At 64.8% G+C, this 25,902-nt stretch carries 25 protein-coding genes; 20 read left to right on the forward strand and 5 right to left on the reverse strand.

The window, feature by feature from the left end; translation table 11 throughout:
- Position 1: 1 nt before the first annotated feature.
- From P5W98_RS31325 to P5W98_RS31385, 13 genes are read left to right on the forward strand one after another with little or no spacing between them, the layout of a single operon-like run.
- Entirely contained in the window at positions 2 to 313 is a 312-nt protein-coding gene (locus P5W98_RS31325; RefSeq protein WP_421028316.1) for a recombinase-like helix-turn-helix domain-containing protein, read from the forward strand.
- A 44-nt stretch (positions 314 to 357) separates the two neighbouring features.
- A complete protein-coding gene (locus P5W98_RS31330) occupies positions 358 to 1,443 on the forward strand; it encodes a Rieske 2Fe-2S domain-containing protein (RefSeq protein WP_421028317.1) in 1,086 nt (361 codons plus the stop codon).
- Positions 1,436 to 2,212, forward strand: coding sequence for an SDR family oxidoreductase (locus P5W98_RS31335; RefSeq protein WP_421028318.1), 777 nt, complete (start codon positions 1,436 to 1,438; stop codon positions 2,210 to 2,212). Before P5W98_RS31330 ends, P5W98_RS31335 begins: the two co-directional genes overlap by 8 nt.
- A 46-nt stretch (positions 2,213 to 2,258) precedes the next feature.
- Complete coding sequence (locus P5W98_RS31340; RefSeq protein WP_413188254.1) at positions 2,259 to 2,795, forward strand: cupin domain-containing protein; 537 nt, start codon at positions 2,259 to 2,261, stop codon at positions 2,793 to 2,795.
- A 50-nt stretch (positions 2,796 to 2,845) separates the two neighbouring features.
- Positions 2,846 to 3,736 (forward strand): alpha/beta fold hydrolase, encoded by an 891-nt coding sequence (locus P5W98_RS31345; RefSeq protein WP_421028319.1) that lies wholly within the window; start codon positions 2,846 to 2,848, stop codon positions 3,734 to 3,736.
- Positions 3,737 to 3,756: 20 nt separating this feature from the next.
- Positions 3,757 to 4,638: an IclR family transcriptional regulator gene (locus P5W98_RS31350; protein ID WP_421028320.1), complete on the forward strand. Its 882-nt coding sequence runs from the start codon at positions 3,757 to 3,759 to the stop codon at positions 4,636 to 4,638.
- Positions 4,635 to 5,474 carry an SDR family oxidoreductase gene (locus P5W98_RS31355; RefSeq protein WP_421028321.1) on the forward strand — a complete coding sequence of 280 codons (840 nt, stop codon included), beginning with the start codon at positions 4,635 to 4,637 and terminating at the stop codon, positions 5,472 to 5,474. The genes P5W98_RS31350 and P5W98_RS31355 overlap by 4 nt, the downstream gene beginning before the upstream one ends.
- Positions 5,467 to 7,125, forward strand: a complete 1,659-nt coding sequence (locus P5W98_RS31360; RefSeq protein WP_421028322.1) for a thiamine pyrophosphate-binding protein — start codon at positions 5,467 to 5,469, stop codon at positions 7,123 to 7,125. The genes P5W98_RS31355 and P5W98_RS31360 overlap by 8 nt, the downstream gene beginning before the upstream one ends.
- A complete protein-coding gene (locus P5W98_RS31365) occupies positions 7,118 to 7,933 on the forward strand; it encodes an aspartate dehydrogenase (RefSeq protein WP_421028323.1) in 816 nt (271 codons plus the stop codon). The genes P5W98_RS31360 and P5W98_RS31365 overlap by 8 nt, the downstream gene beginning before the upstream one ends.
- A 20-nt stretch (positions 7,934 to 7,953) precedes the next feature.
- Complete coding sequence (locus P5W98_RS31370) at positions 7,954 to 9,447, forward strand: aldehyde dehydrogenase (RefSeq protein WP_421028324.1); 1,494 nt, start codon at positions 7,954 to 7,956, stop codon at positions 9,445 to 9,447.
- Positions 9,448 to 9,470: 23 nt separating this feature from the next.
- A complete protein-coding gene (locus P5W98_RS31375; protein ID WP_421028325.1) occupies positions 9,471 to 10,433 on the forward strand; it encodes a VOC family protein in 963 nt (320 codons plus the stop codon).
- Complete coding sequence (locus P5W98_RS31380) at positions 10,430 to 11,695, forward strand: NAD(P)/FAD-dependent oxidoreductase (protein WP_421028326.1); 1,266 nt, start codon at positions 10,430 to 10,432, stop codon at positions 11,693 to 11,695. The genes P5W98_RS31375 and P5W98_RS31380 overlap by 4 nt, the downstream gene beginning before the upstream one ends.
- Before the next feature lie 51 nt (positions 11,696 to 11,746).
- Positions 11,747 to 13,162, forward strand: coding sequence for an MFS transporter (locus P5W98_RS31385; RefSeq protein WP_421028327.1), 1,416 nt, complete (start codon positions 11,747 to 11,749; stop codon positions 13,160 to 13,162).
- An 82-nt stretch (positions 13,163 to 13,244) separates the two neighbouring features.
- On the opposite strand, the gene dkgB is transcribed toward P5W98_RS31385, so the two are convergent.
- Together dkgB and P5W98_RS31395 are read right to left on the reverse strand one after the other, a co-directional pair.
- Positions 13,245 to 14,051, reverse strand: coding sequence for a 2,5-didehydrogluconate reductase DkgB (gene dkgB, locus P5W98_RS31390; protein ID WP_421028328.1), 807 nt, complete (start codon positions 14,049 to 14,051; stop codon positions 13,245 to 13,247).
- Positions 14,052 to 14,081: 30 nt separating this feature from the next.
- Positions 14,082 to 15,350, reverse strand: coding sequence for an MFS transporter (locus P5W98_RS31395; RefSeq protein ID WP_421028329.1), 1,269 nt, complete (start codon positions 15,348 to 15,350; stop codon positions 14,082 to 14,084).
- Positions 15,351 to 15,468: 118 nt separating this feature from the next.
- Here P5W98_RS31395 and P5W98_RS31400 point away from each other — a divergent pair, with 118 nt between their 5' ends.
- Positions 15,469 to 16,371, forward strand: coding sequence for a LysR substrate-binding domain-containing protein (locus P5W98_RS31400; RefSeq protein ID WP_421028330.1), 903 nt, complete (start codon positions 15,469 to 15,471; stop codon positions 16,369 to 16,371).
- 13 nt (positions 16,372 to 16,384) lie between these two features.
- On the opposite strand, the gene P5W98_RS31405 is transcribed toward P5W98_RS31400, so the two are convergent.
- Positions 16,385 to 17,386, reverse strand: coding sequence for an AraC family transcriptional regulator (locus P5W98_RS31405; RefSeq protein ID WP_421028331.1), 1,002 nt, complete (start codon positions 17,384 to 17,386; stop codon positions 16,385 to 16,387).
- Between the two features lie 250 nt (positions 17,387 to 17,636).
- On the opposite strand from P5W98_RS31405, the gene P5W98_RS31410 reads away from it, so the two are divergent.
- The 6 genes from P5W98_RS31410 to P5W98_RS31435 all read left to right on the forward strand — a co-directional run bounded on the left by P5W98_RS31410 (position 17,637) and on the right by P5W98_RS31435 (position 23,430).
- Positions 17,637 to 18,485: a TauD/TfdA dioxygenase family protein gene (locus tag P5W98_RS31410; protein ID WP_421028332.1), complete on the forward strand. Its 849-nt coding sequence runs from the start codon at positions 17,637 to 17,639 to the stop codon at positions 18,483 to 18,485.
- A gap of 64 nt (positions 18,486 to 18,549) precedes the next feature.
- Positions 18,550 to 19,605, forward strand: a complete 1,056-nt coding sequence (locus tag P5W98_RS31415) for a 3-keto-5-aminohexanoate cleavage protein (protein WP_421028333.1) — start codon at positions 18,550 to 18,552, stop codon at positions 19,603 to 19,605.
- A 140-nt stretch (positions 19,606 to 19,745) separates the two neighbouring features.
- Entirely contained in the window at positions 19,746 to 21,044 is a 1,299-nt protein-coding gene (locus tag P5W98_RS31420; RefSeq protein WP_421028334.1) for an MFS transporter, read from the forward strand.
- Between the two features lie 47 nt (positions 21,045 to 21,091).
- Positions 21,092 to 21,823, forward strand: a complete 732-nt coding sequence (locus P5W98_RS31425; RefSeq protein WP_421028335.1) for an SDR family NAD(P)-dependent oxidoreductase — start codon at positions 21,092 to 21,094, stop codon at positions 21,821 to 21,823.
- A 40-nt stretch (positions 21,824 to 21,863) separates the two neighbouring features.
- Positions 21,864 to 22,736 (forward strand): SDR family NAD(P)-dependent oxidoreductase, encoded by an 873-nt coding sequence (locus P5W98_RS31430; protein ID WP_421028336.1) that lies wholly within the window; start codon positions 21,864 to 21,866, stop codon positions 22,734 to 22,736.
- Positions 22,737 to 22,851: 115 nt separating this feature from the next.
- Positions 22,852 to 23,430 (forward strand): HD domain-containing protein, encoded by a 579-nt coding sequence (locus tag P5W98_RS31435; RefSeq protein ID WP_421028337.1) that lies wholly within the window; start codon positions 22,852 to 22,854, stop codon positions 23,428 to 23,430.
- Positions 23,431 to 23,459: 29 nt separating this feature from the next.
- Here the strand turns inward: P5W98_RS31435 and P5W98_RS31440 are convergent, their stop codons facing one another.
- Both P5W98_RS31440 and P5W98_RS31445 read right to left on the reverse strand, forming a co-directional pair.
- Positions 23,460 to 24,704, reverse strand: coding sequence for a hypothetical protein (locus P5W98_RS31440; RefSeq protein WP_421028338.1), 1,245 nt, complete (start codon positions 24,702 to 24,704; stop codon positions 23,460 to 23,462).
- 56 nt (positions 24,705 to 24,760) lie between these two features.
- Positions 24,761 to 25,705: a hypothetical protein gene (locus P5W98_RS31445; protein WP_421028769.1), complete on the reverse strand. Its 945-nt coding sequence runs from the start codon at positions 25,703 to 25,705 to the stop codon at positions 24,761 to 24,763.
- Positions 25,706 to 25,902: the final 197 nt, after the last annotated feature.

Here is a 25,902-nt window from a genome sequence, read left to right on the forward strand (position 1 = left end):
CATGCGAGAAGTCCCCGTGAAATTCAATCCGTGGCTCAAGCCCTGGCTCGCGCCGCAACCCAACAACGTCGCTGGCAAGGGCGTGATCGAGCAGCCGGGCCAGACCGAAAACATGGTCTGGCAAACGCGCAAGGCCGAGCCCACGCAATATGAGAACGATTTCGGCGATGCGCTAGAACAGGTGTTCGAAGCAGGCGCCGCCGAACTCGATGAAGTGGTTGCGGGCCTGAACCGCATCGGTTTTCGCACGCCAGAAGGCGCGGCATGGAACGCCGAGCGCCTCGCCGCCGAATTCCGTCTGCTTGCTGAATAAGCCAGCGCCCGGAACCACGGAAACACTGAACACGGAGACCCCACATGACGTCCCCCACGCCTGAAGCCGCCGGCGGCGCCGACCCGATTCGCGCCTATCTCGACCGCGGCATCAAGAACTACTGGTACCCCGTTGCGCCCAGCTGGCAAGTGGGCAACGCGCCCATCGGCATCACGCGCCTTGGCGAGCAGATCGTGCTGTGGCGCGATCAAGACGGCTCGGTCCACGCACTCGAAGACCGCTGCCCGCACCGCGGCGCGCGCCTCTCGCTTGGCTGGAACCTCGGCAACCGCGTGGCGTGCTGGTACCACGGCATCGAAGTCGACGGCAGCGGCACGGTGCAGAACGTGCCCGCCGTTTCGGCGTGCCCGCTCGAAGGCACGAAGTGCGTGAAGTCGTATCCGGCGCAAGAGCATGCCGGTGCAGTCTTCCTGTGGTTCGGCGACGAAGCGCACAAGGAACCGGCACCGCTGAACTTGCCCGAAGAACTCGTGGGCGAGGAGTACGCGAGCTTCCTTTGCATGTCCAACTGGAAGTGCAATTACCAGTACGCGATCGACAACGTGATGGACCCGATGCATGGCGCGTATCTGCACGCGACCTCGCACTCGATGGCCGAAGGCGACAAGCAGGCCGATATGCGCGTGCGCAAGACCGAGTCCGGCCTGATGTTCGAAAAAGTCGGCCAGCGCGACGTGAACTTCGACTGGGTCGAACTGGGCGAAACCGGCTGCCTGTGGATGCGCCTCGCGATTCCGTACAAGAAGAAGTTCGGGCCGGGCGGCAACTTCGGCATCATCGGCTTTGCGGTGCCGGTCGACGGCGACAACTGCCAGGTCTACTTCTGGCGCACGCGCAAGGTGCAGGGCTGGCAGCGCGACGCATGGCGCTTCCTTTATCGCAACCGCCTGGAAGGCCTGCACTGGGACGTGCTCGAGCAAGACCGCTACGTGCTGGAAAGCATGGCGCCGAACGCACGCGATCACGAATTTCTTTATCAGCACGACGTGGGCATGACGCGCGTGCGCCGGATGCTGCGCCAGCGCGCCCAGCAGCACTTCGCCGAACTCGATGCGCTGCGCGCCCAGCAAGCCAGCGCCACGCAAGAAGCAGGGCACAGCCATGCATGACGCCACGCTTGCGGCGCAAGCCTCGCTCGCCGGCCGCCGCGTGATCGTCACGGGCGGTGCGCGAGGACTCGGCGCGGCGTTCGTCACCGCGCTGGTTCAAGCTGGCGCATGCGTGACCTTCGGCGACGTGCTGCACGAAGCGGGCGAGGCGCTGGCGAAGTCGCTGGCGGCCAGCGGCCATGACGTGGCGTTCGCGCCGCTCGACCTCGCGCAGCCCGAGAGCATTACGGCTTTCGTCGATGGCGCCGCGCACCGCATGGGCGGCGTGGATGCGCTCATCAACAACGCGGCCATCACGAACTCGGGCGGCAAGTTCGCACACGAAATCAGCGTGGCCACGTGGGACGCCGTGATGGACGTGAACGTGCGCGGCACCTGGCTCATGTGCGCGGCGGCGCAGCGCTGGCTGCGCGAGTCGGGTCGCGGCGCCATCGTCAATATCGCTTCGGATACCGCGCTATGGGGCGCGCCGAAGCTGCTCGCCTACGTGGCGAGCAAGGGCGCCGTGATTGCGATGACGCACTCGCTCGCACGCGAGTTCGGCGCGGACGGCATCACCGTCAACGCCATTGCGCCGGGCCTCACTGAAGTGGAAGCCACGGCCTACGTGCCGGCCGAGCGTCACGCGTACTACCTCGAAGGGCGCGCGTTGCAGCGTGCCCAGGTGCCCGAGGACGTCTCGGGCCCGGTGTTGTTCCTGTTGTCCGACGCGGCGCGATTCGTGACCGGACAACTGCTGCCGGTGAACGGCGGCTTCGTGATGAATTGATTTCGTAGAACTGAAGACGCGTTCGAAAGAACCCAAGGAGAAAGCAATGGCCGATGTCGAGATCGAGAGCAAGTCGTGGGATCGTCCCGCCGATGCGAGTTTTGACGACTGGATGAACAGCCGCGTGGCGCGCTACGAAACGCGCCGCTACGACTGGGACGCCCTGAAGTTCCAGGCCGATTACGACCCGAAGTACCGCCGCGCGCAAATGCGCTACGTGGGCACGGGCGGCACCGGCGTCGCGAAGGACGTGAACACCGTGCCGGCTGGCAACTTCACGTTCTCGACCATGGTGATTCCGGCCGGCAACATCGGCCCGAGCCATATTCATATGGACGTCGAGGAAATCTTCTTCGTGCTGCGCGGCAAGATGAAGGTGATCTGCGAGAAGGACGGTGAGACCTGGGAAGCCGTGCTCGGCGAGCGCGACCTGATCTCGGTGCCGCCAGGCGTGTATCGCACGGAAATCAATATCGGCGAAGAAGACGCGCTGATGTGCGTGATGCTCGGTTCGCCCAAGCCCATCACGCCGACTTACCCGCCGGATTCACCGCTCGCAAAGATCAAGCGCGAAGCGAAGTAAGGCGAAAGCGTCAAACCAGTCACTTGCGAAGCCCAACGGAACCCGAAGTCATGAACGAAGCGATGCACACAGCCGCCTCATCAGCCGCCGCGCTCGAAACGCGTCTCGCGCGCTTTGTGCTGCGCGACGCGCAAGCCGGCGAGGCGCGCGTGAGCTATCGCGAAGCCGTGGATGAGCGCGGTAAAGAGGCACTGCCGCTCGTGCTCCTGCATGGCATCGGCTCCGGCGCGGCTTCGTGGGTGCAGCAGTTCGAAGCATTGGGCGAGTCGCAGGACAGACCGCGCCGCGTGCTTGCGTGGGATGCGCCGGGTTACGGCGCTTCCACGCCGGTCGCGAACGCGTCACCCGTCGCCGCCGACTATGCGCGCGTGCTGGCCGACTGGCTCGACACGCTCGGCATCGAGCGCTGCGTGCTGGTGGGGCATTCGCTCGGTGCGATCATCGCGGGCGCTTTCGCGGCCTGGCATCCCGAGCGCGTGGCGGGCCTGCTGTTGATTTCTCCCGCCGCCGGCTACGGCGCAGCCGAAGCGGCCGTGCGCGAAGGAAAGCGCGATGCGCGTCTCGCGATGCTGGCCGAACTCGGCCCCCAGGGCCTTGCGGAGAAGCGCAGCGCCAATATGCTTTCGCCGCACGCGAGCGCCGATGCGCGCGCGTGGGTGCGCTGGAACATGGCGCGCGTCGTGCCGCAAGGCTATGCGCAGGCCACGCATCTGCTCGCGAATGCCGATCTCGCTACCGACCTCGCGCGCTGCGCCGGCAAGGTGCGTATGGCCGTTGCCGTGGGCGCGGAAGACACGATTACCCCGCCGCCGGCCTGCGAGCGGCTTGCGCACATTGCGCGGGCGCCGTTCCAGACCATGCCGCGCGCGGGCCACGCAGGCTATATCGAGCAGCCCGCCGCATATAGCGCGCTAATCGATATGTTCTGTGCTGAACATTAAGTACTACGGAGCTTAGAGGCATGACACCCGACGTCGCCAACGCGTCCCCCGACGCCGACGCAGACCGCAACGACACGAGTTACCGCGTGCCGGGTCTGGAGCGGGGCCTGCGCATTCTGACCGAATTCTCGCCGCGCGAGCCGGTGCTCGGCGCGCCCGAACTGTCGCGCCGCCTCGGCATTCCGCGCACCACGGTGTTTCGCCTGTTGCAGACGCTGGAATCGCTGGGCTTTCTGGAGCGCGCCGACCGCGACCGCAACTATCGCCTCGGCGTGGCTGTGCTGCGGCTCGGTTTCGAATACCTGAGCTCGCTCGAGCTGACCGATCTCGGCCTGCCGCTGATCGAGTCGCTGCGCGACGACACCGGGCTCACCTCGCATATCGTGATTCGCGACGGACGCGACATCGTGTTCGTCGCCAAGGCCCAAAGCCATGCGCCCATTTTCAGCTCGGTGAAGGTCAACGTGGGCACGCGCCTGCCAGCGCACGCCACCACGCACGGCCAGGTGCTGATGGGCGATCTCACGCTCGACGAATTGCGCGCGATCTATCCGGAGCCCCAGCTCGAACGCTTCACGCCCTCCACGCCGGAAACGGTCGAAGCGCTCTATGAGCGCATTCGCGAGGACGCGGAGCGCGGCTACGCCGTGAGCGAGTCGTCGTTCGAGCGCGGCATCTCGGTGGTTTCCGCGCCGGTGCGCAACGACACGGGCCGCATCGCGGCCGTGGTGACGACGACCATTCCGCGCCCCGGCATCGACACGCAGCTGCTCGACAGCGGCCTGATCGACAAGGTGCGCCACACCGCCGACGAACTCTCGAAGCGCCTGAACTATCGTCCGCAGGCGTCGAAGGGCAATAGCAAGCGTACGGACTACATGAAGGCATTGGGGATCAAATGATTCAACTCGACTTGACTGGTCAGGTTGCAGTGGTGACGGGCGGCTCGTCCGGCATCGGCCTCGCCACCGCCGAACTCTTTCTGCGCGCGGGCGCATCGGTCGCGATCTGCGGCCGCGACAGCGACCGCCTCGCGCGAGCCGAGCGCGAATTGCGCGAGCGGCATCCGCAGGCGCAACTGCTGGCCGTGCGCTGCGACGTGCTCGACGCCGACGACGTGGCCGCCTTCGCGGACGAAGTCGAAAAGCGCTTCGGCCGCGCCGACATGCTCGTGAACAACGCGGGCCAGGGCCGCGTCTCCACCTTCGCCAACACCACCGACGAAGCGTGGCGCGAGGAACTGGACCTCAAGTACTTCAGCATCATCCGCCCGACGCGCGCGTTCTTGCCGATGCTGCGCCACGCCGCGAAGCAGGGCGACGGTGCTGGCAACGGTGCTGGCAACGCCGCGATCGTCTGCGTGAACTCGCTGCTGGCCTTGCAGCCCGAGCCGCACATGGTGGCCACCTCGTCGGCGCGCGCGGGCGTGCTGAGCCTCATCAAGTCGCTCGCGGTGGAACTCGCGCCCGAGCACATTCGCGTGAACTCGATCCTGATCGGCATCGTGGAGTCGGGCCAATGGCGCCGCCGCTACGAAGCCGACGGCGAGGCGCAGGCCGCTGGCCAGAGCTGGGAAGACTGGACCCGCGAGCTCGCGCGCAAGAAACACATTCCGCTCGGCCGCTTCGGCCGCCCCGAAGAAGCCGCACAGGCGCTGTTTTATCTGGCCACGTCCCTGTCGTCCTATACGACGGGCAGTCATATCGATGTATCTGGAGGCGTTGCACGTCATGTCTAATCAAACCACCGTCGGCGAACTGATCGCCGCCTTCCTCGAACAATGCGGAGTCCAAACCGCTTTCGGCGTGATCTCGATTCATAACATGCCGATTCTCGACGCCATCGGCCGTCGCGGCAATATCCGCTATGTGGGTGCGCGCGGCGAAGCGGGCGCGCTCAACATGGCGGACGGCCTCGCACGCGTCTCGGGCGGCCTCGGCGTGGCGTTCACGAGCACGGGCACGGCGGCGGGCAACGCAGCGGGCGCGATGGTCGAAGCGCTCACGGCCGGCACCGCGGTTCTGCACATCACCGGCCAGATCGAAACCGAATACCTCGATCAGGACCTCGCCTATATCCACGAGGCGCCCGATCAATTGTCGATGCTCCAGTCGATCTCTAAGGCTGCGTTCCGCGTGCGCTCGGTCGAGACCGCGCTGCCGACCATCCGCGAAGCGGTGCGCATCGCGCAAACCGCGCCGAGCGGCCCGGTGAGCGTGGAGATTCCCATCGACATCCAGGCCGCGCTGACCGAGTGGCCCGCCGATCTGAGCGCGCCGCACCTCACGACGCTCACGCATGACGAAGCCCGCGTGGAGCAATTGGCCAACGAACTCGCGAAGGCGAAGCGTCCGCTGCTGTGGCTCGGCGGCGGCACGCGTCGCGCGCGCGCTGCCGTGGAGCGTCTGGTGGCGCTGGGCTTTGGCGTGGTGACCAGCGTGCAGGGCCGTGGCGTGCTGCCCGAAGATCATCCGGCCACGCTGGGCGCGTTCAACGTGAGCCCCTCGGTCGAGCGCTTCTACAAGACCTGCGATGCGATGCTCGTGGTTGGCTCGCGCCTGCGCGGCAACGAAACGCTCAAGTACAAGCTTGGTCTGCCGCAGCCGCTTTATCGCATCGATGCCGACGCGCTCGCCGACAACCGCGGCTACCGCAACGCGCTGTTCGTGCATGGCGACGCCGCGCGCGTGCTCGATGCGCTCGCCACGCGCCTCGAAAACCGCATCAAGGTCGATCCGCAATTCGCCGCCGATCTGGCCGAAGCGCGTGAGATCGCCGTGTCGGATACCGCCAAGGGCCTCGGCCCGTATCGCCGTCTCGTGGAGTCGCTGCAGCGCGCCGTGGGCCGCGACTACAACTGGGTGCGCGACGTCACCATCTCGAACAGCACGTGGGGCAACCGCCTGCTGAAGATCTTTTCGCCGCGCGCGGGCGTGCATGCGCTTGGCGGCGGCATCGGCCAGGGCATGCAGATGGCGATTGGCGCGGCGCTCGCGAACGCCGCCGCGAAGACCGTGTGCCTCGTGGGCGACGGCGGCCTGATGGTGAACGTGGGCGAGCTCGCGACGGCCGTCCAGGAAAAGGCCAACGTGATGATCGTGCTGATGAACGATCAGTGCTACGGCGTGATCCGCAACATTCAGGACGCGCAGTACGGTGGCCGCCGCATGTTCGTCGATCTGCATCAGCCGGAGTTCTCGCAGTTCTGCGCGAGCTTGGGGCTGAAGCATTTCCGCCTGTCGTCGCTCGACGATGCCGACGCGGTGATTCAGGAAAGCATGGCATTCGACGGCCCGGTGCTGCTCGAAGTCGACATGAAGTCGGTGGGCAGCTTCGAGACGGTGTTTGCGGGCCCGCCGGTGCGCAAAGAGGAGCCGCAACATGCATAACGGCCATGCGCCCATCGACATCGCCATGATCGGCTTCGGCGCGATCGGGCAGACGGTGTATCGCGCAGTCGCGGCGGACCCGCTCGTGCACGTCTCGCACGTGATCGTGCCCGAGAGTCACGCCGCCGCCGTGCGCGAGCAGGTGGACGGCGCGGTGGAAGTGGTGTCGTCGGTGCGCGCGCTGTCGACCCGGCCGCAGTTCGCGCTCGAATGCGCGGGCCATGCGGCGCTGGTCGATCACGTGGTGCCGCTGCTGCAAAGCGGCACCGATTGCGCGGTGAACTCGATCGGCGCGCTTTCCGACGTCGACTTGCTCGAGCGCCTCTCGCTCGCCGCCGATGAAGGCGGCGCCACCGTCACGCTGCTGTCCGGCGCGATCGGCGGCATCGACGCGCTTTCGGCGGCCAAGCTCGGCGGCCTCGACGAGGTGCTGTACACGGGCCGCAAGCCACCGCTCGGCTGGCTCGACACGCCGGCGGAAAAGGTCTGCGATCTGCGCACGCTCACGAAGGAGCAGGTGATCTTCGAAGGCAGCGCGCGCGAAGCGGCGCGGCTCTTTCCGAAGAACGCGAACGTGGCGGCCACCGTCGCGCTCGCGGGCCTCGGGCTCGACCAGACGAAAGTGCGCCTGATTGCCGATCCTGCGGTCGAGCGCAACGTGCACCGCATCGTCGCGCGCGGCATGTTCGGCGAGATGTCGCTGGAGATGTGCGGCAAGCCGCTGCCCGACAACCCGAAGACCTCGGCGCTCACCGCGTACAGCGCGATTCGCGCGCTGCGCAACCGGGCCGCGCGCTGCGTGATTTGATGAACGAAGAGACCTCTGACATGACTCCATTCGATACCAGCCTCGTGCCGACCGGCGATATCCTGATCGGCGGCGAGTGGCGCCAGGGGCGCGCCGCGCCCTTCGCGAGCCTCTATCCCGCCGACCAGTCGGTGAACATGGAGGTCTCGACGGCAAGCGCCGAAGACGCCAGCGAGGCAGTCGAGAAAGCGCACGCGGCGTGGAAGCACGGCACGTGGGCCGGCATGAAGCCGCATCTGCGCGCGCTCGTGCTCTACCGCATCGCGGACCTCATCATGCAGCGCCACGAAGCGCTCGCCCAACTGCAGCGCCGCGACAACGGCAAGCCCATCGGCGAGACGCGCGTGCTGGTGGCGAGCGCCGCCAACACGTTCCGCTACTTCGCCGCCTGCCTCGAAACGCTCGACGACGACCTCACGCCGCCGCGCGGCGACTATATGACGATGAGCGTGCACGAGCCGATTGGCGTGGTCGCCGCGATCACGCCGTGGAATTCGCCGATTGCCTCGGATGCGCAGAAACTCGCGCCCGCGCTCGCGGCCGGCAACGCAGTGGTGCTCAAGCCCGCCGAAGTCACGCCGCTTGTTTCGCTTGCGCTGGCGCGCATCTGCGAGGAAGCGGGCGTGCCCAAGGGCATCCTGAGCGTGCTGCCCGGCAAGGGCTCGGTGATCGGCGACGTGCTGGTGCGCCATCCGCTCGTGAAGAAAGTCTCATTCACGGGCGGCACCGAAGTGGGCCGTGGCATCGCGCGCATCGCGGCGGAAAAGCTCATGCCCGTATCGCTCGAACTGGGCGGCAAGTCGCCCACCATCGTGTTTGAAGACGCCGATCTCGACCATGCCGTGAACGGCGTGCTGTACGGCATCTTCAGCTCGTCGGGCGAGGCCTGCATTGCGGGCTCGCGCCTGTTCGTGCAGCGCTCGATTTACGACGTGTTCATGCAGCGCCTCGTGGAAGGCGCGCGCAAGCTGCGCGTGGGCGACCCGACGCGCGAGAACACGCAGATGGGGCCGCTCATCACCGCGAAACATCGCGAGTCGGTGGAGCGTTACGTGGCAATCGGTCTCGAGGAAGGCGGCCGCCTCCTGTGCGGCGGCGAGCGTCCCGTGGGCGACGGCCGTGAAAACGGCTTCTTCTATCAGCCGACCATTCTGGAAGGACTCCAGAACAGTGCGCGCATCTGCCAGGAGGAGATCTTCGGGCCGGTGCTGGTGGCCATGCCTTTCGACGACGAAGCCGCGCTCATCGAGGAAGCCAACGACAGCGTGTTTGGACTCGCCGCCGGCATCTGGACGCGCGACTACAAGCGCGCATGGCGCGTGGCGCGCAAGCTCGAAGCGGGCACGGTCTGGATCAATACCTACAAGCTGTTCTCGATCTCCACGCCGTTTTCGGGCTGGAAGGAGAGCGGCATGGGCCGCGAGAAAGGGCGGCTCGGCATTCGCGAATACATGCAGCAGAAGAGCCTCTACTGGGGTTTGAACGACGCGCCGCTGCCCTGGGCCAACGCCTGAGCGCGCGCAACGGAGCAATGAACATGACGATTCTCGGCATCGAACAGATTACCTACGGCGTGACCGACCTCGAAACTTGCCGCCGCTTTTTCGCGGACTGGGGCTTGACGCAGACGTCGCATGACGAGACGCGCGCGCGCTTCGAAACGCTCAACGGCTGCACCGTGCTCGTGGCCGACGCGAACGACGCGTCGTTGCCCGCCGCATTCGAAGCGGGTCCGACGCTGCGCGAGGTGACATGGGGCGTGGCCACGCGCGAAGAACTCGACGCGCTGCGCGAGCGCCTGAAGGGCCAGCCCGGCTACTACAGCGACGCCGATGCAGTGGGTTGCTTCGACCCGGCCGGCATGGCGATTCGCGTGGAAGTCACGCGCCGCCGCGAGATCGACGTGAAGGGCTCGCCCTCGAACGTCTGGGGCCAGACGCTGCGCGTGGATACGCCGTCGCCGGTCTACGAGCGCGCCCAGCCGGTGGAAGTGGGGCACGTGGTGTTCTTCACGAACTGCCTCGCGGAGCAGGAAAAGTTCTATCACGAACTGCTTGGCTTCGAGACCTCGGACCGCTATCCGAATCGCGGCGCGTTCATGCGCTGCGCGCCGCACGGCGGCCATCACGACCTGTTCCTGCTCGCGCTGCCCGACGGCAAGAAGGGCCTCAATCACGTGGCGTTCACGGTGCGCGACATTCACGAGGTGTTCGGCGGCGGCCTGCATATCAGCCGTTGCGGCTGGACCACGCAACTCGGTCCGGGCCGGCATCCGGTTTCGTCGGCGTACTTCTGGTACTTCAAGAACCCGGCGGGCGGCCTGATCGAGTATTACGCCGATGAAGACGTGCTCACGCCCGAATGGCAGCCGCGCGAGTTCGAGCCGGGCCCGACCGTGTTCGCGGAATGGGCCATCGACGGCGGCCTCGACGGCAACACGCGCCGCCAGAAGAACGCCGAAGCGCCGCAAGGCAAGTTCATGACGGAGCGTAAGCAATGAGCGACGCACAGCAAAACAGCGAGGAAAGCAGCGCGCCGCACAACACGCAGGACGTGCCGCGCACGGTCGTCGTGATCGGCGGCGGCCAGGCGGCAGGCTGGGTCGTGAAGACGCTGCGCAAGGAAGGCTACGCTGGCCGACTCGTGATGATCGCCGACGAAGTGCATTTGCCCTACGAGCGGCCGCCGCTTTCGAAGGCCGTGCTCGCGGGCGAGGCCGATATCGAAACGGTGCGCATTGCAAAGCCCGACGAATTCGCGGCGCTGAATGTCGAAGCCTGGCAGCCCGACTGCGCAACGGCCATCGACCGCGCGGCGCGCGTGGTGACCACGCGCTCGGGCCGCGAAGTGAAGTACGACCGGCTCGTGATCGCCACGGGCGGCGCGGCGCGCAAGCTTCCCGCGAGCGTGGCGAAGAGCGCGCACGTGACTTACCTGCGCACGCTCGACGAGGCGATGGCGCTGGGCGAGCGGCTGCGCCGCAGCCAGCGCGTGCTGGTGGTGGGCGGCGGCTGGATCGGGCTCGAAGTGGCGGCCACGGCGCGCAAGCTCGGCGTGGCGGCCACCGTGGTGGAGGGTGCGCCGCGTCTGTGCGCGCGTTCGCTGCCGCAGGACGTCTCGGACTTCCTGCTCGATCTGCATCGCGCGAACGGCGTGGACGTGCGGCTGAATGCGGCGCTGGTCTCGCTGGAAGACCGTGAGGATGGCGGCATTCGCGCGACCTTCGCCGACGGCAGCACGCTCGATGCGGATTTTGCCGTCGCCGGCATCGGCCTCGCGCCGCACACGGCGCTGGCCGAGGCAGCGGGGCTGGCGGTGGAAGACGGCGTCGTCGTGGACGAATTCGGAGAAACTTCGGATCCCTGCATATTCGCGTGCGGCGACGTGGCGAACCATCCGAACGCTTGGCTCAAGCGCCGCGTGCGTCTGGAGTCGTGGGCCAATGCGCAGAACCAGGCGATTGCCGCAGCCAAAGCCGTGCTGGGCGTGAAGACGCCCTATGCGGAAATTCCATGGTTCTGGTCCGATCAGTACGACGTGAATCTGCAGATTCTCGGCGATATTCCGGCCGGCGTCGCGCCAGCGCTGCGCGGCAGCCTCGTGGAAAAGCGCGCGACGCTCTTCTTCGTGGCGGACGGACATGTGCGCGGCGTCATCGCAATCAACTCGGCGCGCGACCTCAAGCTCGCGCGCAAATGGATGAGCCAGGGGCGCGCGGTCGATATCGCCGCGCTCACGGACACCAGCAAGGCCCTCGCTTAAAGCAGCACCAAGGCGGCATACACGAGACAACACGGAGACGGGACGACAGGCATGACAACATTCGACACTACCCTCGGCCATAGCGGCGACGCCGCAGCCGTCGAGCCGTACAGCGGCCCGCTCACGCGCGGGTCGATCATTGCGCGGCTCGAGCGGCTGCCAGCCAACGCCATGCAGGTGCGCGCGCGTCTTTTGATCGGCCTGGCGACTTTCTTCGATGGTTTCGATGTGATCGCGATTGCCGCGACGCTGCCGATCCTGATTCAGAAGTGGCATCTCACGCCTTGGGAGATCGGTTTTCTGATCGCTTCGGGCTCGGTCGGCCAACTGATCGGCGCGTTCCTGTTTCCGTGGTTCGCGGAACGTCGGGGCCGCGTGCGGGCGATCGCGTGGAGCTCCGGCATCATCGGCGTGACGAGCATTGCATGCGGCTTCGCGCCGTCGTTCATGGTGTTCGCCGCGCTGCGCGTGGTCCAGGGCCTGGGGCTGGGCGGCGAACTGCCCGTGGCGGCGACCTATATCAACGAGGTCAGCCGCGCTCATGGCCGTGGACGTTTCGTTCTTCTCTACGAGATCGTGTTCCCGGTTGGCCTGCTGGCGTCGAATGCACTGGGCGCATGGATCGTGCCGCGCTTCGGCTGGCAGGCGATGTACTTCATCGGCGCGATGCCGCTGGTGCTGTTCTTCGTGCTGCGCAAGCTCGTGCCCGAGTCGCCGCGCTGGCTGGCTGAACGCGGTCGCCTGCAGGAAGCCGACGACGCCGTGAATGCGTTCGAGCGCACCGCGAAGGGTCCGCTCGAGCCGGTCACGAACGCCGCCGATTTCGATGCCCTCGTCAAGCGCCATCCGAAGCGCAGCGTGAAGGATCTGTTCGGTCCCGCGTATCTCAAGCGCACGCTTGCGGTGGCCATGCTGTGGATGACGTGCGGCTTCATTCAGTACGGGCTGTCCACTTGGCTGCCCACGATCTATCGCACCGTCTATCACGCGCCGCTGCAGCTCGCGCTCAATCTCGCGGTGGCTGCGTCGGTGCTCGGCGTGCTCGGTTCGCTCACCTGTGCGCTGCTGGTGGACAAGGTGGGCCGCAAGCCCATCATCAACGTCTCGTTCGTGCTGTGCGCCCTGTCGCTCGCGCTGGCCGGCATTTGCCACGCGATGTCGGTCTACGTGGTGGCGACGTTCTGCGCGCTGTCGCTCGGCTTTCTCGCTTGCGGCTTCATTACCGCCTACGTCTACACGCCGGAGCTGTACCCCACCAGCATCCGCGCGATGGGTTGCGGCGTGGGCGGCGCATGGCTCAAGGTGGCGGCCATCTTCGCGCCCACCATCGTGTCGAAGACGATGATCGGCGGCAATCTGGACGTGGCTTTCTATATCCTTGCCGCCGTGCCGTTCCTCGCGGCTATCACCGTGCACTTGCTCGGCATCGAGACCAAGGGCAAGGTGCTGGAGCAACTGGAGGCTTGAGCCGCCAGTCCCCAGCCGGCGGGTTTGCTTGAGCTGCGTCGACGTGTTGGGCGTCGGCGCAGCGGTACTTCAAAGCCGCTGATTAATCCCACTGTGCCGCGAGCCTCTCGGGGCTCACCTCGCGGCCATTGCGCTCGAGCGCCGCGATTTCCGCCATGTCGTCCTCGCTCAGTTGCAGCGTTTGCGCGAGCAGGTTGCTGGCGAGGTTTTCGCGCTTCGTCGACGAAGGAATCACCGAGTAGCCGAGGCGCAGCGCCCAGGCGAGCGCAACCTGGGCCGGCGTGGCGTGGCGGCGTTCGGCGATCGCGCGAATGACCGGGTCGCCGAGCACCTTGCCGTAGGCGAGCGTCATGTACGACGTCACGTGAATGCCTTCCTGCTGGAGGAAGCCCACGAGCTTGCGGTTTTGCAGATACGGGCTCAATTCGATCTGGTTGGTCGCGATATTCTCTTTGCCCACCACGGCGATGGCCTGCTGCGTGAGTTCGATGTTGAAGTTCGAAACGCCGATCTGCTTTGTCAGACCCTGCGACTTCGCCTCGGCCAGCGCGCTCATGAATTCTTCGAGCGAGACGCCGTTATTCGGTGCGGGCCAGTGGATCAGCGTGAGGTCGACTTCGTCGGTGCGCAGTTTCTCGAGGCTGTCCTTGAGGCTCGGCACGAGCTTTTCGCGCGAGTAGTTGTCGACCCAGATCTTCGTGGTCAGGAACAGGTCCTTGCGCGCGACGCCCGAGGCGGCCATCGCTTCGCCCACTTCGGCTTCGTTGCCGTAGATCTGCGCGGTGTCGATGGCGCGGTAGCCGAGTTCAAGGCCATTGCGCACCGAGTCGATGACCATCTGGCCTTGCAGACGGAAGGTTCCAAGACCGAATGCGGGAATCTTGCTCATGAGGTTCTCCGTTGCCGTGTGGGGAAAAAATCAAATATGGGTCGACGGGAGATCGCGCGCCGAGCTGTGCGAGCCACCGTTGGGCTGTTTGCGCTGCAAGGCCATCTGCACGAACACCAGCGCGAGTCCCGAAGTGGCGATCATCGCGCCCACGATGGGCACGGCGGCGTAGCTGAAGCCCGCTGAAATCGCCGCACCGCCCGCGGCCGCGCCCAGCGCATTGCCGAGATTGAACGCGCCCACATTGACCGACGAGGCGAGCCCCGGCGCTTCCGAAGCGGCGCGCATGACGCGCATCTGCAAGGGCGGCACGACCGCAAAGGTGGCGATGCCCCATACGACCACCGCAATCGCGGCGCCGACGTGATGCCTCGCCAGCAACGGAAAGGCCAGCATGATGGCCACCAGCAGGGTCAGGAACACGATCAGGCTGCCATTGAGCGAGCGGTCCGCGAGCCGTCCGCCGGCCACGTTGCCGATCGAGAAGCCCACGCCCACGAGCACCAGCATGACCGTCACGAACGAGGGCGATGCGCCGGCAAGATGTTCGAGGGTCGGCGCGATATAGGTGTAGAGCGTGAACATCGCACCCGAGCCCAGCACGGTGGTCGCCATCGCCATCAACACCACGGGGCGGGTGAGCACCTTCAATTCGCCGCGCACGTGCGGCACCTTTCCGGCTTCGCCCTTGGGCAGCGCCATGCGCAGAATCAGCATCGTGAGCACGCCCAGCGCGGCGGTGGCCGCGAACGACATGCGCCAGCCGATCGTCTGGCCGAGCCACGTCGCGGCGGGCACGCCGCCGATGTTGGCGATGGTCAGACCCATGAACATGGTGGCGACGGCGCTGGCCTGCTTGTGACGCGGCACGACGCTTGCCGCCACGAGCGAGCCGAGCCCGAAGAACGCTCCATGATTGAGGCTCGTGACGAGCCGCGCGAGCATCAGCGTGGTGTAGTTCGACGACACCGCCGAGAGTAGATTGCCGATCACGAAAAGGCTCATGAGCGCGATGAGCGCCGTTCTGCGCGACCAGCGCGAGAATGCGAGCGTCATCAGCGGCGCGCCGACCATCACACCGATCGCGTAGGTGGTGATCAGCATGCCGGCGGTCGGGATCGACACGTGCACGCCTTCGGCGATCACGGGCAGCAGCCCCATCGGCGAAAACTCCGTTGTGCCGATGCTGAACGCGCCCATGGCGAGCGCCAGCAACGAAAGCCAGGCGCTTCCTTGTTCGCTTTTCTCCGCGCTGGCCGGTAGAACCGGCGCGGTCTTTTCAGGTGCATTCACGTTCATGCTCGATGCTCCGTTACGTTTCGTGGAATGTGCATTCATGGTGAGGACGTAGTGTGCACGCTTTACTTTTGACGAAAAACAGGCTTATAAGGGAATATGTTTTGATTTGAAATCAACAATGAAAATCACCCTGGACGAGCTGCAAGCCTTTGTCAGCGTGGTCGACAGCGGATCGATCACGGCCGCCGCGCAGCAACTCGGCCTGACGATCTCGGCCACGAGCCGCACGCTCGGGCGGCTGGAGGACAAGCTCAAGACCACGCTGCTGCGCCGCACGACGCGGCGTCTGGAATTGACCGAGGAAGGGCGCGCGTTTCTGAACGACGCGCGGGCGATCATCGCTTCGGTGGAGGGCGCGGAGGAGCAGATGGCCGCCCGCCGCGAGCGCCCGTCGGGCCGGCTGCGCGTGGATGCGGCCACGCCATTCATGCTCCACGTGATCGTGCCGCTGGTGCAGGGCTACCGCGAGCGCTACCCGCAGGTGGAACTGGAGCTCAATAGCAACGAGGGGTTCATCGACTTGCTGGAGCGGCGCACCGACGTGGCGATCCGCATCGGCGCGCTCAAGGACTCCACGCTGCATGGCAAACTCGTGGGCTGCAGCCGCGTGCGGATTCTTGCGAGCCCCGCGTATCTTGAGGCCCATGGCCACCCGAAGCGCGTGGAAGATCTCGCGAAGCACGTGCTGCTGGGCTTCAATCAGCCCGAGGCCCTCAACGTCTGGCCGATTCTGGGGCCGGACAATGAGCCGTATCGCATCGCGCCGGCCATCTGGTCGTCGAGCGGCGAGACGCTGCGTCAGCTGGCGCTGGCCGGCGCGGGCATTGTCTGTCTGTCCGATTTCATGACGGCGCGCGACCGGCGCGACGGCGCGCTCGTGCCGCTTTTCGCGCGTCAGACTCAGGAGGTCCGGCAGCCGATTAATGCGGTGTACTACCGGAATACCGCGATTTCGGCGCGCATTGCCTCGTTTGTGGATTATTTGATCGAGGCGGTGCGAGGCACGGAGTTCGAGCGCTAGCGGATAAGCATCGCTAGCGTTTGCGGCTTCGCCTCCACGACGAAGGGGCACAGCCGTAGCGCGCCGTGAACCACCTCGAAAACGCGCTCAACGACGAGAAGCCCAACAGCCTCGCCACGTCGGTAAAGGGGCGCTCATCGGACTCGACATAGCGCGTCACCAGTTCGGCCCGTACTTCGTCGACGAGCGATGACCAGGTATGGCCGTGTGCAGCAAGGTGCCGATAGAGCGTCTTCCGGTGCATGCCAAGTTTCTGTGCCACCTGGTTCGAGTCACATTCGCCAACCGGCAGCAGCGCAAAGATGAGTTGCGTGACTTTCTCGGCCATGCCGGCGTTTGACTGGGCCAGCTTCGCATCGAGGAAAACCCGTGCATGTGACGCGAGCAGGGGATCGTACGAGGAGATCGGGGTATCCAGATCGGCTCTCGAGAGCACGATCCCATTGAAGTCCTGCTTGAAATCGACGGGCATGCGGAAGATGCGCCGGTGGGTGGCAAGACTGGCCGGCGGCCGGTGGGAAAAACAGATGCCGCGTGGCTTCCAGTCGCTGCCCAGAAGTGTTGTGAGCGTGCGATGCAGGACGCAGACGACCAACTCGACCGATTGTCGAAACGTTCCAGGCCCCAAACCGAGGACCTCTACGATGAGCAGCGCGACATCGCCCTCTTCCAGCAAGCGGGTCGCCATCGCCTCATTCTGCAGACGCACGTAACGAGAAAACGATTCGAGCGCCCGTCGCAGGGTGGGGGCCTCCTGCAAGGCAATGGTCAACGGACCAAGATTGGCGAACTGGCGCGTCTCGCCCATGCGAAGCCCGAAATCCTGCGCGCGGCTTATCTCGGCGGATTCTTCGAGCATGCGCATGGCCGGCTGCGCGGGAAGCCGGATGTCCGGATCGAGCAGGGCAGCCGCACTGATGCCGGCGCGGCGAAGTTGCATATCGGGACTCAGCCCCACTTCGCGGGCGACAGTCACAAAATTGGTCAGGCTCGCGCTTCTCAGCAACGACGGCATAGGGGTCTCCACCAGTGCCACAAAATGTAAAGCCCGTGCCACCGATTGTCAAACTCCTCCATCGCCATTCGTTGACACTGTGCTCACGCCAATGCACGGGAATGCGGTTCGATCAACAAGGACGGAGAGGAACACATCATGGGTTATGCGAGGTACGAGACTGCCGGTCCGGCAGTCATGCGGTGGGAGCCCGTCGAGGTCGGCGCGCCTGAAGCGATCAGTCCGGGCTTCACCGTCTGATGGGACTTCCATGAGAATCGAGCCGCTTACCTGTTCGATCGGTGCTGAGCTGTTTGGCGTGAACCTGGCTCACGCCATTCACGATGACGGCCTGTTTGCCAGCATCCATGCGGCCCTGCTCACGTATCGCGTGCTGTTTCTGCGCGACCAGGACATCACGAGCGCCGAGCTCGTTGCTTTTGCACGCCGCTTCGGTCAACTCGAAGACCACCCGGTCGCCGGCAGCGACCCGGAGCATCCGGGACTGGTCCGCATCTACAAGGATCCGGGCCAGCCGACGCCACGCTACGAGAACGTATGGCACACCGACGCCACCTGGCGTGAGGCGCCCCCGCTGGGTTGCGTGCTGCGCTGTCGCGAGTGCCCGCCGGTAGGCGGCGACACCATGTGGGCCAACATGGCGCTGGCCTATGAAAACTTGCCCGGCCCTGTCAAGCAACAAATCGCGGACTTGCGGGCTCGCCACAGCATCGAGGCGAGTTTCGGTGCGGCAATGCCGATCGAAAAGCGTCTTGCCCTGAAGGCGCAGTATCCGGACGCCGAGCACCCGGTAGTACGCATACATCCCGTGACCGGTGAAAAGGTGTTGTTCGTCAATGCATTCACGACGCACTTCACCAACTACCACACGCCGCAGCGCGTGCGTTTCGGCCAGGACGCCAACCCGGGCGCCGCCCAGTTGCTGGGTTACCTCCTGAGTCAGGCATATGTCCCGGAGCACCAGGTGCGCTGGCGCTGGACGAAGCACAGCGTCGCGATCTGGGACAACCGCAGCACCCAGCACTACGCCGTGATGGATTACCCCCCGTGCCATCGCAAGATGGACCGCGCCACGATCATCGGCGACACGCCGTTCTGATTCGGCGCGGCGCCAGCCCCTGGTCGCATTCGCGACCCGATCACCCTGCCAGGAGACACAAGCCATGCAATTTCTGGATGATTCGCTGCACCCCGAAAATCAGGACAAGGTCGTCATCACTGTCGCACCGTACGGCCCGGAATGGATGCCCGAGGACTTTCCCGAGGACATTCCCGTCACCATGGAAGAGCAGATCCAGAAGGCCGTGGATTGCTACAACGCGGGCGCAACGGTGCTGCACCTGCACGTGCGCGAACTGGATGGCAAGGGCTCGAAGCGCCTCTCGAAGTTCAACGAGCTGATCGCCGGTGTGCGCGCGGCCGTACCGGACATGATCATCCAGGTCGGCGGCTCGATTTCGTTCGCGCCGGAAGACGCAGGCCAGGCCGCGAAGTGGCTCTCGGACGACACCCGCCACATGCTGGCCGAACTCGACCCGAAGCCCGATCAGGTGACGGTGGCGATCAACACCACGCAGATGAACATCATGGAGCTGCTCTATCCGGAGCATCTGCAAGGCACTTCGCTGTCCAATCCCGCGTTCATGGCCGCCTATAGCGAAATGACGGTGCCGGCTGGGCCGGCATGGGTCGACGAGCATCTGCGCCGCCTGCAGGCCTCGGGTATCCAGCCGCACTTCCAGCTCACCGGCATCCACGCGCTCGAAACGCTCGAGCGCCTCGTGCGCAAGGGCGTGTACAAGGGCCCGCTGAATCTCACGTGGATTGGCATCGGCGGCGGCTTCGACGGGCCGAACCCCTTCAACTTCTTCAACTTCGTCCATCGCGCACCCGACGGCTGCACGCTCACCGCCGAGTCGCTGATGAAGAACGTTCTGCCGTTCAACATGATGGCGATGTCCATGGGTCTGCATCCGCGCTGCGGCATCGAAGACACGATCATCGACCAGCACGGCAAGCGCTTCACATCGATGCAGCAGATCGAGCAGTGTGTGCGCGTGGCGCGCGAACTGGGCCGTGAAATCGCCACGGGCAAGGAAGCACGCGAGATCTACCGCATCGGTGTGCAGTACGAAACGATCGACGAGACGCTGGCCGCCAACGGCATGACGCCGAACCGCAAAGCGGGATTGACGGATCGCCAGCTGCGCGCTGCCTGAACGAAAGGTCGTGCGTCCGGCATGGCGGTGCCGCTCATGGGCGCATTGCCTGCCGGTCTGCCAGGACTTTCGCGGTCTGCCGCGTTTTCACTGAGTCAACGTCCTTACGCCTCGCACGTGGCAAGGAACAAGGGGAAGCCATGCTGGAAGAGAATATCGGTTCGTTTGCCGGGCGCGCCGTCCCGGTGCGGGCAACCCGCTCGCGCGTGTATCCCTGGGTGGTGTTCGGCTTGATCTTCGGCCTCATGCTCTCCGACTACATGTCGAGACAGGTGCTGAACGCGGTGTTCCCGCAACTGAAGTCCCAGTGGTACCTCACCGACGCGCAACTGGGCCTGCTTAGCGGCGTGGTCGGCCTGATGGTTGGCATGCTGGCCTTTCCGGCCGCACTGCTCGCCGATCGCTGGAACCGCACGCGAAGCGTCGTGCTGATGGCGCTCTTCTGGAGTCTCGCCACGCTTGGATGCGGGGTCGCGGAAAACTACGGTCATATGCTGACTGCGCGTCTGCTCGTCGGGATCGGCGAGGCCGGTTACGGTAGCGTCGGTCTCGCCATCATCCTGAGTGTGTTTCCTGCCTCGATGCGCGCCACGCTCACGGGCGCCTTCACATCGGCCGGGATGCTCGGCTCGGTGCTTGGCATGGCAGCGGGCGGCGTGGTCGCGGCCCGCTTTGGCTGGCGCGCCGCTTTCGTCGGGATGGCGCTGTTCGGCCTCCTGCTTGTCCTGGCGTGCGCCGCGACGGTCACCGAAGCCCGCGTGAAGCGTCATGCGCGTTGCCAGGAGGGCGGGCCGCAAGGCGTTTCAAAGTCGTTGCCGAAGCTCGTTCGATCGCTCTTTTGCACGCCAACGCTGGTTTTCACCTATGTGGGCAGTGGTTTGCAGCTCTTTACTGCCTACGCCATCATCGCCTGGCTGCCCAGCTATCTCAATCGCTACCATCACATGGCTCCGGCGAAAGCCGCCCTCTCCGCCGCGGTCATGCTGATCGTGAGCGGCGTGGGCATGGCGCTCTGCGGGATGGTCACGGACTGGGCCGCGCGAAAATCGGCTCGCAGCAAGGTCACGCTGGCTATCGGTTACTGCCTCGGTTCATGCGTACTGCTGATGATAGCCATGCGGATGGAAGACGGCGGCGCCCAGTTCGCGGTCCTCGCCGCGGGTGTGTTTCTTGCCGCCGGGACCTGGGGGGCCGCCGGTGCGATGGCAACGAACCTCGTGCATGCCTCGATGCATTCAACGGCGCTAGCCACATTGACGCTCGCCAACAACCTGCTCGGCGGCGCGCCGGGACCTTACGTTACCGGGGTACTGGCAGACCGGATCGGTTTGCTTGGCGCCCTGCAGTGGATCCCGCTCGTCTCCGTCGGCGCGGCGCTCGCTTTCGCCTGCGCCAGGGTGACTTACGAACGCGACCTGAACCGATTCCAGGCAACCTGAGAGTAGCGGCGCGTAGCTCCGCCTCTCAATTCATACAGGAGTTATTGATGGCACAGACGAGTACACCGCGCTCCCTCGACGGCAGGGTGGCCGTGATTACCGGCGCCGGCCGCGGAATTGGGCGCGCGATTGCCCTCGCGTATGCGCGCGCCGGCGCCTCCGTTGTGTGCAGTGCGCGCAGCGAGAAAGAGATCATGGAAACCGCCGCCCTGATCCGCGAGGCGGGAGGAACCGCGATCGCCCAGACGGCGGATGTCGGCAACTACGAGGACACGGTTGCACTGTTGCGCCGCGCGAGCGAGGTCTTCGGCGGCGTCGATATTGTGGTGGTCAACGCGGGTGTCGCATCGGACCTGCGCAGGATCGAAGACAGCGATCCCGCAGCGTGGCGCAAGACGATCGACATCAATCTGAACGGGGCCTACCACACCGCGCACGCGGCCATCCCGCATCTGCGGCGGCGCGGGGCGGGCAAGATCATCATGGTGGGCTCAGGCCAGCGCAACCGCCCGGTGCCGGGGTTCTCCGCCTATTCCTGCTCCAAGAGCGGTCTGTGGATGCTGACCCAGTCGCTGGCCGTGGAACTGCTCGACTACAACATCAGCGTCAACGAACTCATTCCGGGCCCCGTCAGGACCGACATGACCCGCGATGTGCCCATGCCCGCTGGCGAATGGGCCAAGCAACCCGAAGACGTGGTGCCGTTGGCCCTGTTCATGGCCAGCATGCCCGATGGTGGTCCGACGGCACAAAGCTACAGCCTGATGCGCCGCGCGTGAGCCGCGCAGGCAACCCATTACACGAATAGCGGAGAGATTCATGCTTATGAAAGAGCAGGTTGGCCAGTCCAGCGAAGCGACTGCGAACGTGCGGACCCTCGCGGGCCGCGTCGCCCTCATCACCGGAGCAGGCCGTGGCCTCGGTGGCATCATCGCCCGGCATTTCGCGAGAGCGGGCGCGGACATCGTCATCTGCGATGTCAATCTGCCCGCCCTCGAGGAGACGCGGGCAGCCGTCGAAGCCATTGGAGCCCGCTGTATGGCGCTCGGATGTGACATCACGTCGAGCAGCAATGTGAAAGACATGTTCGCCGCGATCGTCGAGCGCTTTGGCACGCTGCACATTCTGGTGAATAACGCGGCGCTGGGACCGACGGCGGCCGACGACGAGGCGCGGCGCAACAAGCACTACGCGTACATCACGACGCCGCAACCCCGGCAGGCCCTTGGTTTCACGAGCGAGATCACGGACGAGGACTGGCATCGCTACTGGGATGTCAATGTGCACGGCATGTTCTACTGCACGCGCGAAGCCCTCAGGTTGATGCAGCCGCAAAGCTATGGCCGCATCGTGAATCTCGCGTCCATCGCGGGAATTTCGCCCATCAGCGCGCACAGTCCGCACTACAGCGCGTCGAAGGGGGCGGTGATCGCGTTCACGAAGTCCGTCGCGGCCGAGGTCGCCGGGGGCAACATTCTTGTCAACGCGCTCGCGCCAGGCGGGGTGCAGACGCCGTTCTTCGAACACTATCTGGGCTCCATAGGCGAAGAGGCGCGCAACCGGTTCTGGCAGGTCATACCGGCCGGGCGGTTTGGCACGATGGACGAATATGCCTCGGTGGCAACGTTCCTCGCAGGCGATCACTACTTTGTCGGGCAGGTCATCAGCCCCAACGGAGGCGCCGTGATCTGAGCGGCGCATGCATGGCGAACACCCCGATCACCGATCGGCGGAATCGCGCGAGGGCAGGGCGGCGCGCGCTCATCCGCTTGATCGGTTCACTCACCCGATCCCACGATGCCACACCATGAAACTGGCCACGTTCAAACGCATGCAGGACAGCACCCGGGAGGACTGGGAGATCATCAAGCCCCAGGCTGCGGAGTACTTTTTCAAACTTCCCGAGCGTGTACTTGCGCACCTGAAGCTGCTGGAAGGGGAATACAGCGGATTTCCGATAGATCGCTACCACCACTGCCTGCAGACCGCCACGATGGCGCTGAAGGATGGCCGTGACGACGAGTACGTGGTTTGCGCACTGCTTCACGATATCGGCGATACGCTCGGCTCGTACAATCACCCAGAGATCGCGGCCGCCATACTCAAACCGTTTGTTTCCGAAGCGAACCTCTGGATGATCGAGCACCACGGCATCGTACAGGGGCACAACTTCTTTCACCATATTGGCATGGACCGCAATATGCGTGAGCAGCTCAGGGCGCATCGCCATTATCAACATACGCTCGAGTTCGTCGATCTCTACGACGACCCTGCGTTCGACCCCTCTGCGGAGACCTGGCCGATCGACGTATTCGAGCCGATTGTGCGTCGGGTGATGAAGGCGCCAAAGCGATCGATCTATAAAACGATTACCGCGGACGCGTGAACGTGTGAATCGATCATCGATCGATGCTTTCAGAGTATCAATCCGAACAGTCTTTTCAGCAGGTCCTCCAGCGACATCATCGTGAGCGCCAGCGGCACGATGGGCACAAGTACCGCGGCTGCGAGGCGAATAATGGCATCTTTGGTAATGGGCGCGATACGCATGGTTCGGACAACGTCGAAACTGTTGGCGAGATCCGCGAGCGACTGAATATCGCCGCTGCCCACCAGCGCCTCGTCATCGGGCGAGCCGCCTCGCAGCCACTTGGCGTCGAATTCGCGCACGTACCGTTGCGCCAGGGTGCCGTATTCACTCAGGCCAGTCCGCTTCGCCTGGGCCAGTTGCGGCGCGAAAACCAGTAACGGACCAAAGACCAGGCACAGCAGGAAGAGCACCATCGTTGCGGTCTCTACCTTGAATTCGGTGAGTGCGACCCCGGCGTAGAAAATGCGGTTGGCGAACTGGGCAGCGAGCATTGCGCCGTGCGCGGCAAGCAGGGGCGTGAAGGCATAGACGGTATTGGCAAGGAATCCCAGACCGCCGACGCGATCGGGATGAGTCGGAACGAGGCTGAGATCGATGCGCGACACTCGCCAGAGAAACCGCATCCAGACGAACAGCCGGAAGTACCAGCGGATCAACAGGAACTGGAATAGCGGAACGCTCACGTAGGCATACCAATATCCGGCGAGCGAAAGTTTCAAGCCTTCTGGCGTGGGTGTTGCGTACCATGTCGAAGTCGCTTGCATTGCGGTGTATTGGCGCCACACGACAAGGATGCCAACACCGTATACCAGCGCGATCATCAGCAGCTCGGCAGCCACGGAGTTGCGCAGACGGAATACCGACCTGATTGCCTCGTCGAACCGCGCCGCCGACGCTTCCGGAATGATCTTGCGGTCGAGGAATGCCCGCGCGATGGGACGCATGCGCCGATGCACCACCAGCTCCGCGATGATCAAAAGCGGCACGGCCACCAGGAAGCGGATGTGAACTTCCAGATCCAGCAGGAATGGCACGGCCACGCGCTTGTCGAGCAAATGCCCGTCCAGCGCGGCTAGCGCCAGGAGCGGTAGCCACGCCGCGAGCGCGATGACGAGAACCCGCTGGCGCACCAGTTCCAGCGCATCGTCGGCCATGCGCGTGCGGCGCAGAAGCTGGAAAAGGGGACCGCCCAGCACCAGCGAAAAATTTTGCGTATCGTTCAGAATATCTGCGGCGGTTGGCGCCGCACGGTCTATTCTTCGTGATCCTGAATGAAATAAGTGATTCATCGCTGGGCACCCTTGCTCTCGAATTCGAGTTCACCTTGGGACCGCACAGGCCTGCTTCAGTGCCACGACGCGCGTGTTGCGGCGTCGATATGCAGTCCGGCTGGCAGGAGTTCGGCACGTGGAAATCGCACGAGTGCGAACGCGCGCATGCGAGGCGGATCACCGGGAATGCGTGCGAGGCGAAACTCCATGATGCGGCTGGCCTGTGTTTCGTCGTTCCTCACCACGTTCATCAGGTCCAGACGGACATTGCGCTGCTCGACGTAGATGTGCTCCGCAGGCGTGGAAAACACCTCGCAGACCCGCTCCAGTTCGAGCTCGATCGCCTCGGTCGGCACGCGAAGCGCCGCCAGTTCGCGCGCGTTTTCTTCGATTTGGGCCTGCAGTCTTTTCAGTTCGTCCGCTGCGGTGTCTGGTGCGTCGCCTACCAGAGAGCGAATACCCGTACCCTGCTGCTCCAGCAACTTCACGCGCGCCTCGAGCAGTTCGCGTCCTTTTTCGACCAGCTCGCGCCGGTCGGCGGCGAGTTTGGCCAGTCCTTCCAGCGCCAGTTGATCGATCAGACGGCGCACGATTTCCTCCCGCAGATCCGGGGCCGAGCGCGCGCAGATGCTGACGCGATGGTCCAGGAAACACAGCTTGGTCTGCGGCACTTCATGACGTACTGAATCGCCTTCCAGGGCGACACCCAGCACGTGCCGCTCCATCATCGCCATCCCGAGCGTGACGTAGGCGTGCGTCATATCAGGATTCTGATCGAAGTATTCGCGTAACGTCTCCGAGCGGCTGAATGCTTTTGGCAGGTCGTCGGACGTCGCAAAGAATGCGCGAATCAACGGATCGGTCGACCACGCTGCCATGTTGGCCTCGTGAGGCGCGGGCAACGAACCGGTCAGATCGTCGATGTAGCGAAGCGAGAGGCGGATCGATTCGCCAAGGCGTTTGCGGTAATGCTGCGCCAACCGCAGACGGGGCTCCATGGCGACGACACGTTCGATCATTTCGTCCACGCGGGCGCCCTCATCACGCGCGCCCGGGGCTCGTGAGGGACTCATAAAGCGAGCTAGCAAACCCATATCGCTACCTTTCAAGGGTGTCGTGCAACCAGGACCGCCTGCAACGTCGGCTATCCCACGGACCCGCCTGGCGCAATGAAGAACCGCGCATCGGAAACCGGGAAACCGTTCGCCTTCACTCT

The sequence above is a fragment of the Paraburkholderia sp. A1BS-2L genome (assembly GCF_051125205.1).
In the GTDB taxonomy this organism is placed as follows: Bacteria; Pseudomonadota; Gammaproteobacteria; order Burkholderiales; family Burkholderiaceae; genus Paraburkholderia.

Bases quoted from the DNA above. Each gene is read 5' to 3' on its own strand.
- P5W98_RS31400 (WP_421028330.1), top strand. From the start codon at position 15,469: ATGAAAATCACCCTGGACGAGCTGCAAGCCTTTGTCAGCGTGGTCGAC.
- P5W98_RS31345 (WP_421028319.1), top strand. From the start codon at position 2,846: ATGAACGAAGCGATGCACACAGCCGCCTCATCAGCCGCCGCGCTCGAA.
- P5W98_RS31435 (WP_421028337.1), top strand. From the start codon at position 22,852: ATGAAACTGGCCACGTTCAAACGCATGCAGGACAGCACCCGGGAGGAC.
- P5W98_RS31420 (WP_421028334.1), top strand. From the start codon at position 19,746: ATGCTGGAAGAGAATATCGGTTCGTTTGCCGGGCGCGCCGTCCCGGTG.
- P5W98_RS31395 (WP_421028329.1), bottom strand. From the start codon at position 15,350: ATGAACGTGAATGCACCTGAAAAGACCGCGCCGGTTCTACCGGCCAGC.
- dkgB (WP_421028328.1), bottom strand. From the start codon at position 14,051: ATGAGCAAGATTCCCGCATTCGGTCTTGGAACCTTCCGTCTGCAAGGC.
- P5W98_RS31370 (WP_421028324.1), top strand. From the start codon at position 7,954: ATGACTCCATTCGATACCAGCCTCGTGCCGACCGGCGATATCCTGATC.
- P5W98_RS31325 (WP_421028316.1), top strand. From the start codon at position 2: ATGCGAGAAGTCCCCGTGAAATTCAATCCGTGGCTCAAGCCCTGGCTC.
- P5W98_RS31355 (WP_421028321.1), top strand. From the start codon at position 4,635: ATGATTCAACTCGACTTGACTGGTCAGGTTGCAGTGGTGACGGGCGGC.
- P5W98_RS31340 (WP_413188254.1), top strand. From the start codon at position 2,259: ATGGCCGATGTCGAGATCGAGAGCAAGTCGTGGGATCGTCCCGCCGAT.
- P5W98_RS31360 (WP_421028322.1), top strand. From the start codon at position 5,467: ATGTCTAATCAAACCACCGTCGGCGAACTGATCGCCGCCTTCCTCGAA.
- P5W98_RS31430 (WP_421028336.1), top strand. From the start codon at position 21,864: ATGCTTATGAAAGAGCAGGTTGGCCAGTCCAGCGAAGCGACTGCGAAC.
- P5W98_RS31440 (WP_421028338.1), bottom strand. From the start codon at position 24,704: ATGAATCACTTATTTCATTCAGGATCACGAAGAATAGACCGTGCGGCG.
- P5W98_RS31380 (WP_421028326.1), top strand. From the start codon at position 10,430: ATGAGCGACGCACAGCAAAACAGCGAGGAAAGCAGCGCGCCGCACAAC.
- P5W98_RS31385 (WP_421028327.1), top strand. From the start codon at position 11,747: ATGACAACATTCGACACTACCCTCGGCCATAGCGGCGACGCCGCAGCC.
- P5W98_RS31410 (WP_421028332.1), top strand. From the start codon at position 17,637: ATGAGAATCGAGCCGCTTACCTGTTCGATCGGTGCTGAGCTGTTTGGC.
- P5W98_RS31330 (WP_421028317.1), top strand. From the start codon at position 358: ATGACGTCCCCCACGCCTGAAGCCGCCGGCGGCGCCGACCCGATTCGC.
- P5W98_RS31350 (WP_421028320.1), top strand. From the start codon at position 3,757: ATGACACCCGACGTCGCCAACGCGTCCCCCGACGCCGACGCAGACCGC.
- P5W98_RS31335 (WP_421028318.1), top strand. From the start codon at position 1,436: ATGCATGACGCCACGCTTGCGGCGCAAGCCTCGCTCGCCGGCCGCCGC.
- P5W98_RS31445 (WP_421028769.1), bottom strand. From the start codon at position 25,705: ATGATCGAACGTGTCGTCGCCATGGAGCCCCGTCTGCGGTTGGCGCAG.
- P5W98_RS31375 (WP_421028325.1), top strand. From the start codon at position 9,471: ATGACGATTCTCGGCATCGAACAGATTACCTACGGCGTGACCGACCTC.
- P5W98_RS31415 (WP_421028333.1), top strand. From the start codon at position 18,550: ATGCAATTTCTGGATGATTCGCTGCACCCCGAAAATCAGGACAAGGTC.
- P5W98_RS31365 (WP_421028323.1), top strand. From the start codon at position 7,118: ATGCATAACGGCCATGCGCCCATCGACATCGCCATGATCGGCTTCGGC.
- P5W98_RS31425 (WP_421028335.1), top strand. From the start codon at position 21,092: ATGGCACAGACGAGTACACCGCGCTCCCTCGACGGCAGGGTGGCCGTG.
- P5W98_RS31405 (WP_421028331.1), bottom strand. From the start codon at position 17,386: ATGCCGTCGTTGCTGAGAAGCGCGAGCCTGACCAATTTTGTGACTGTC.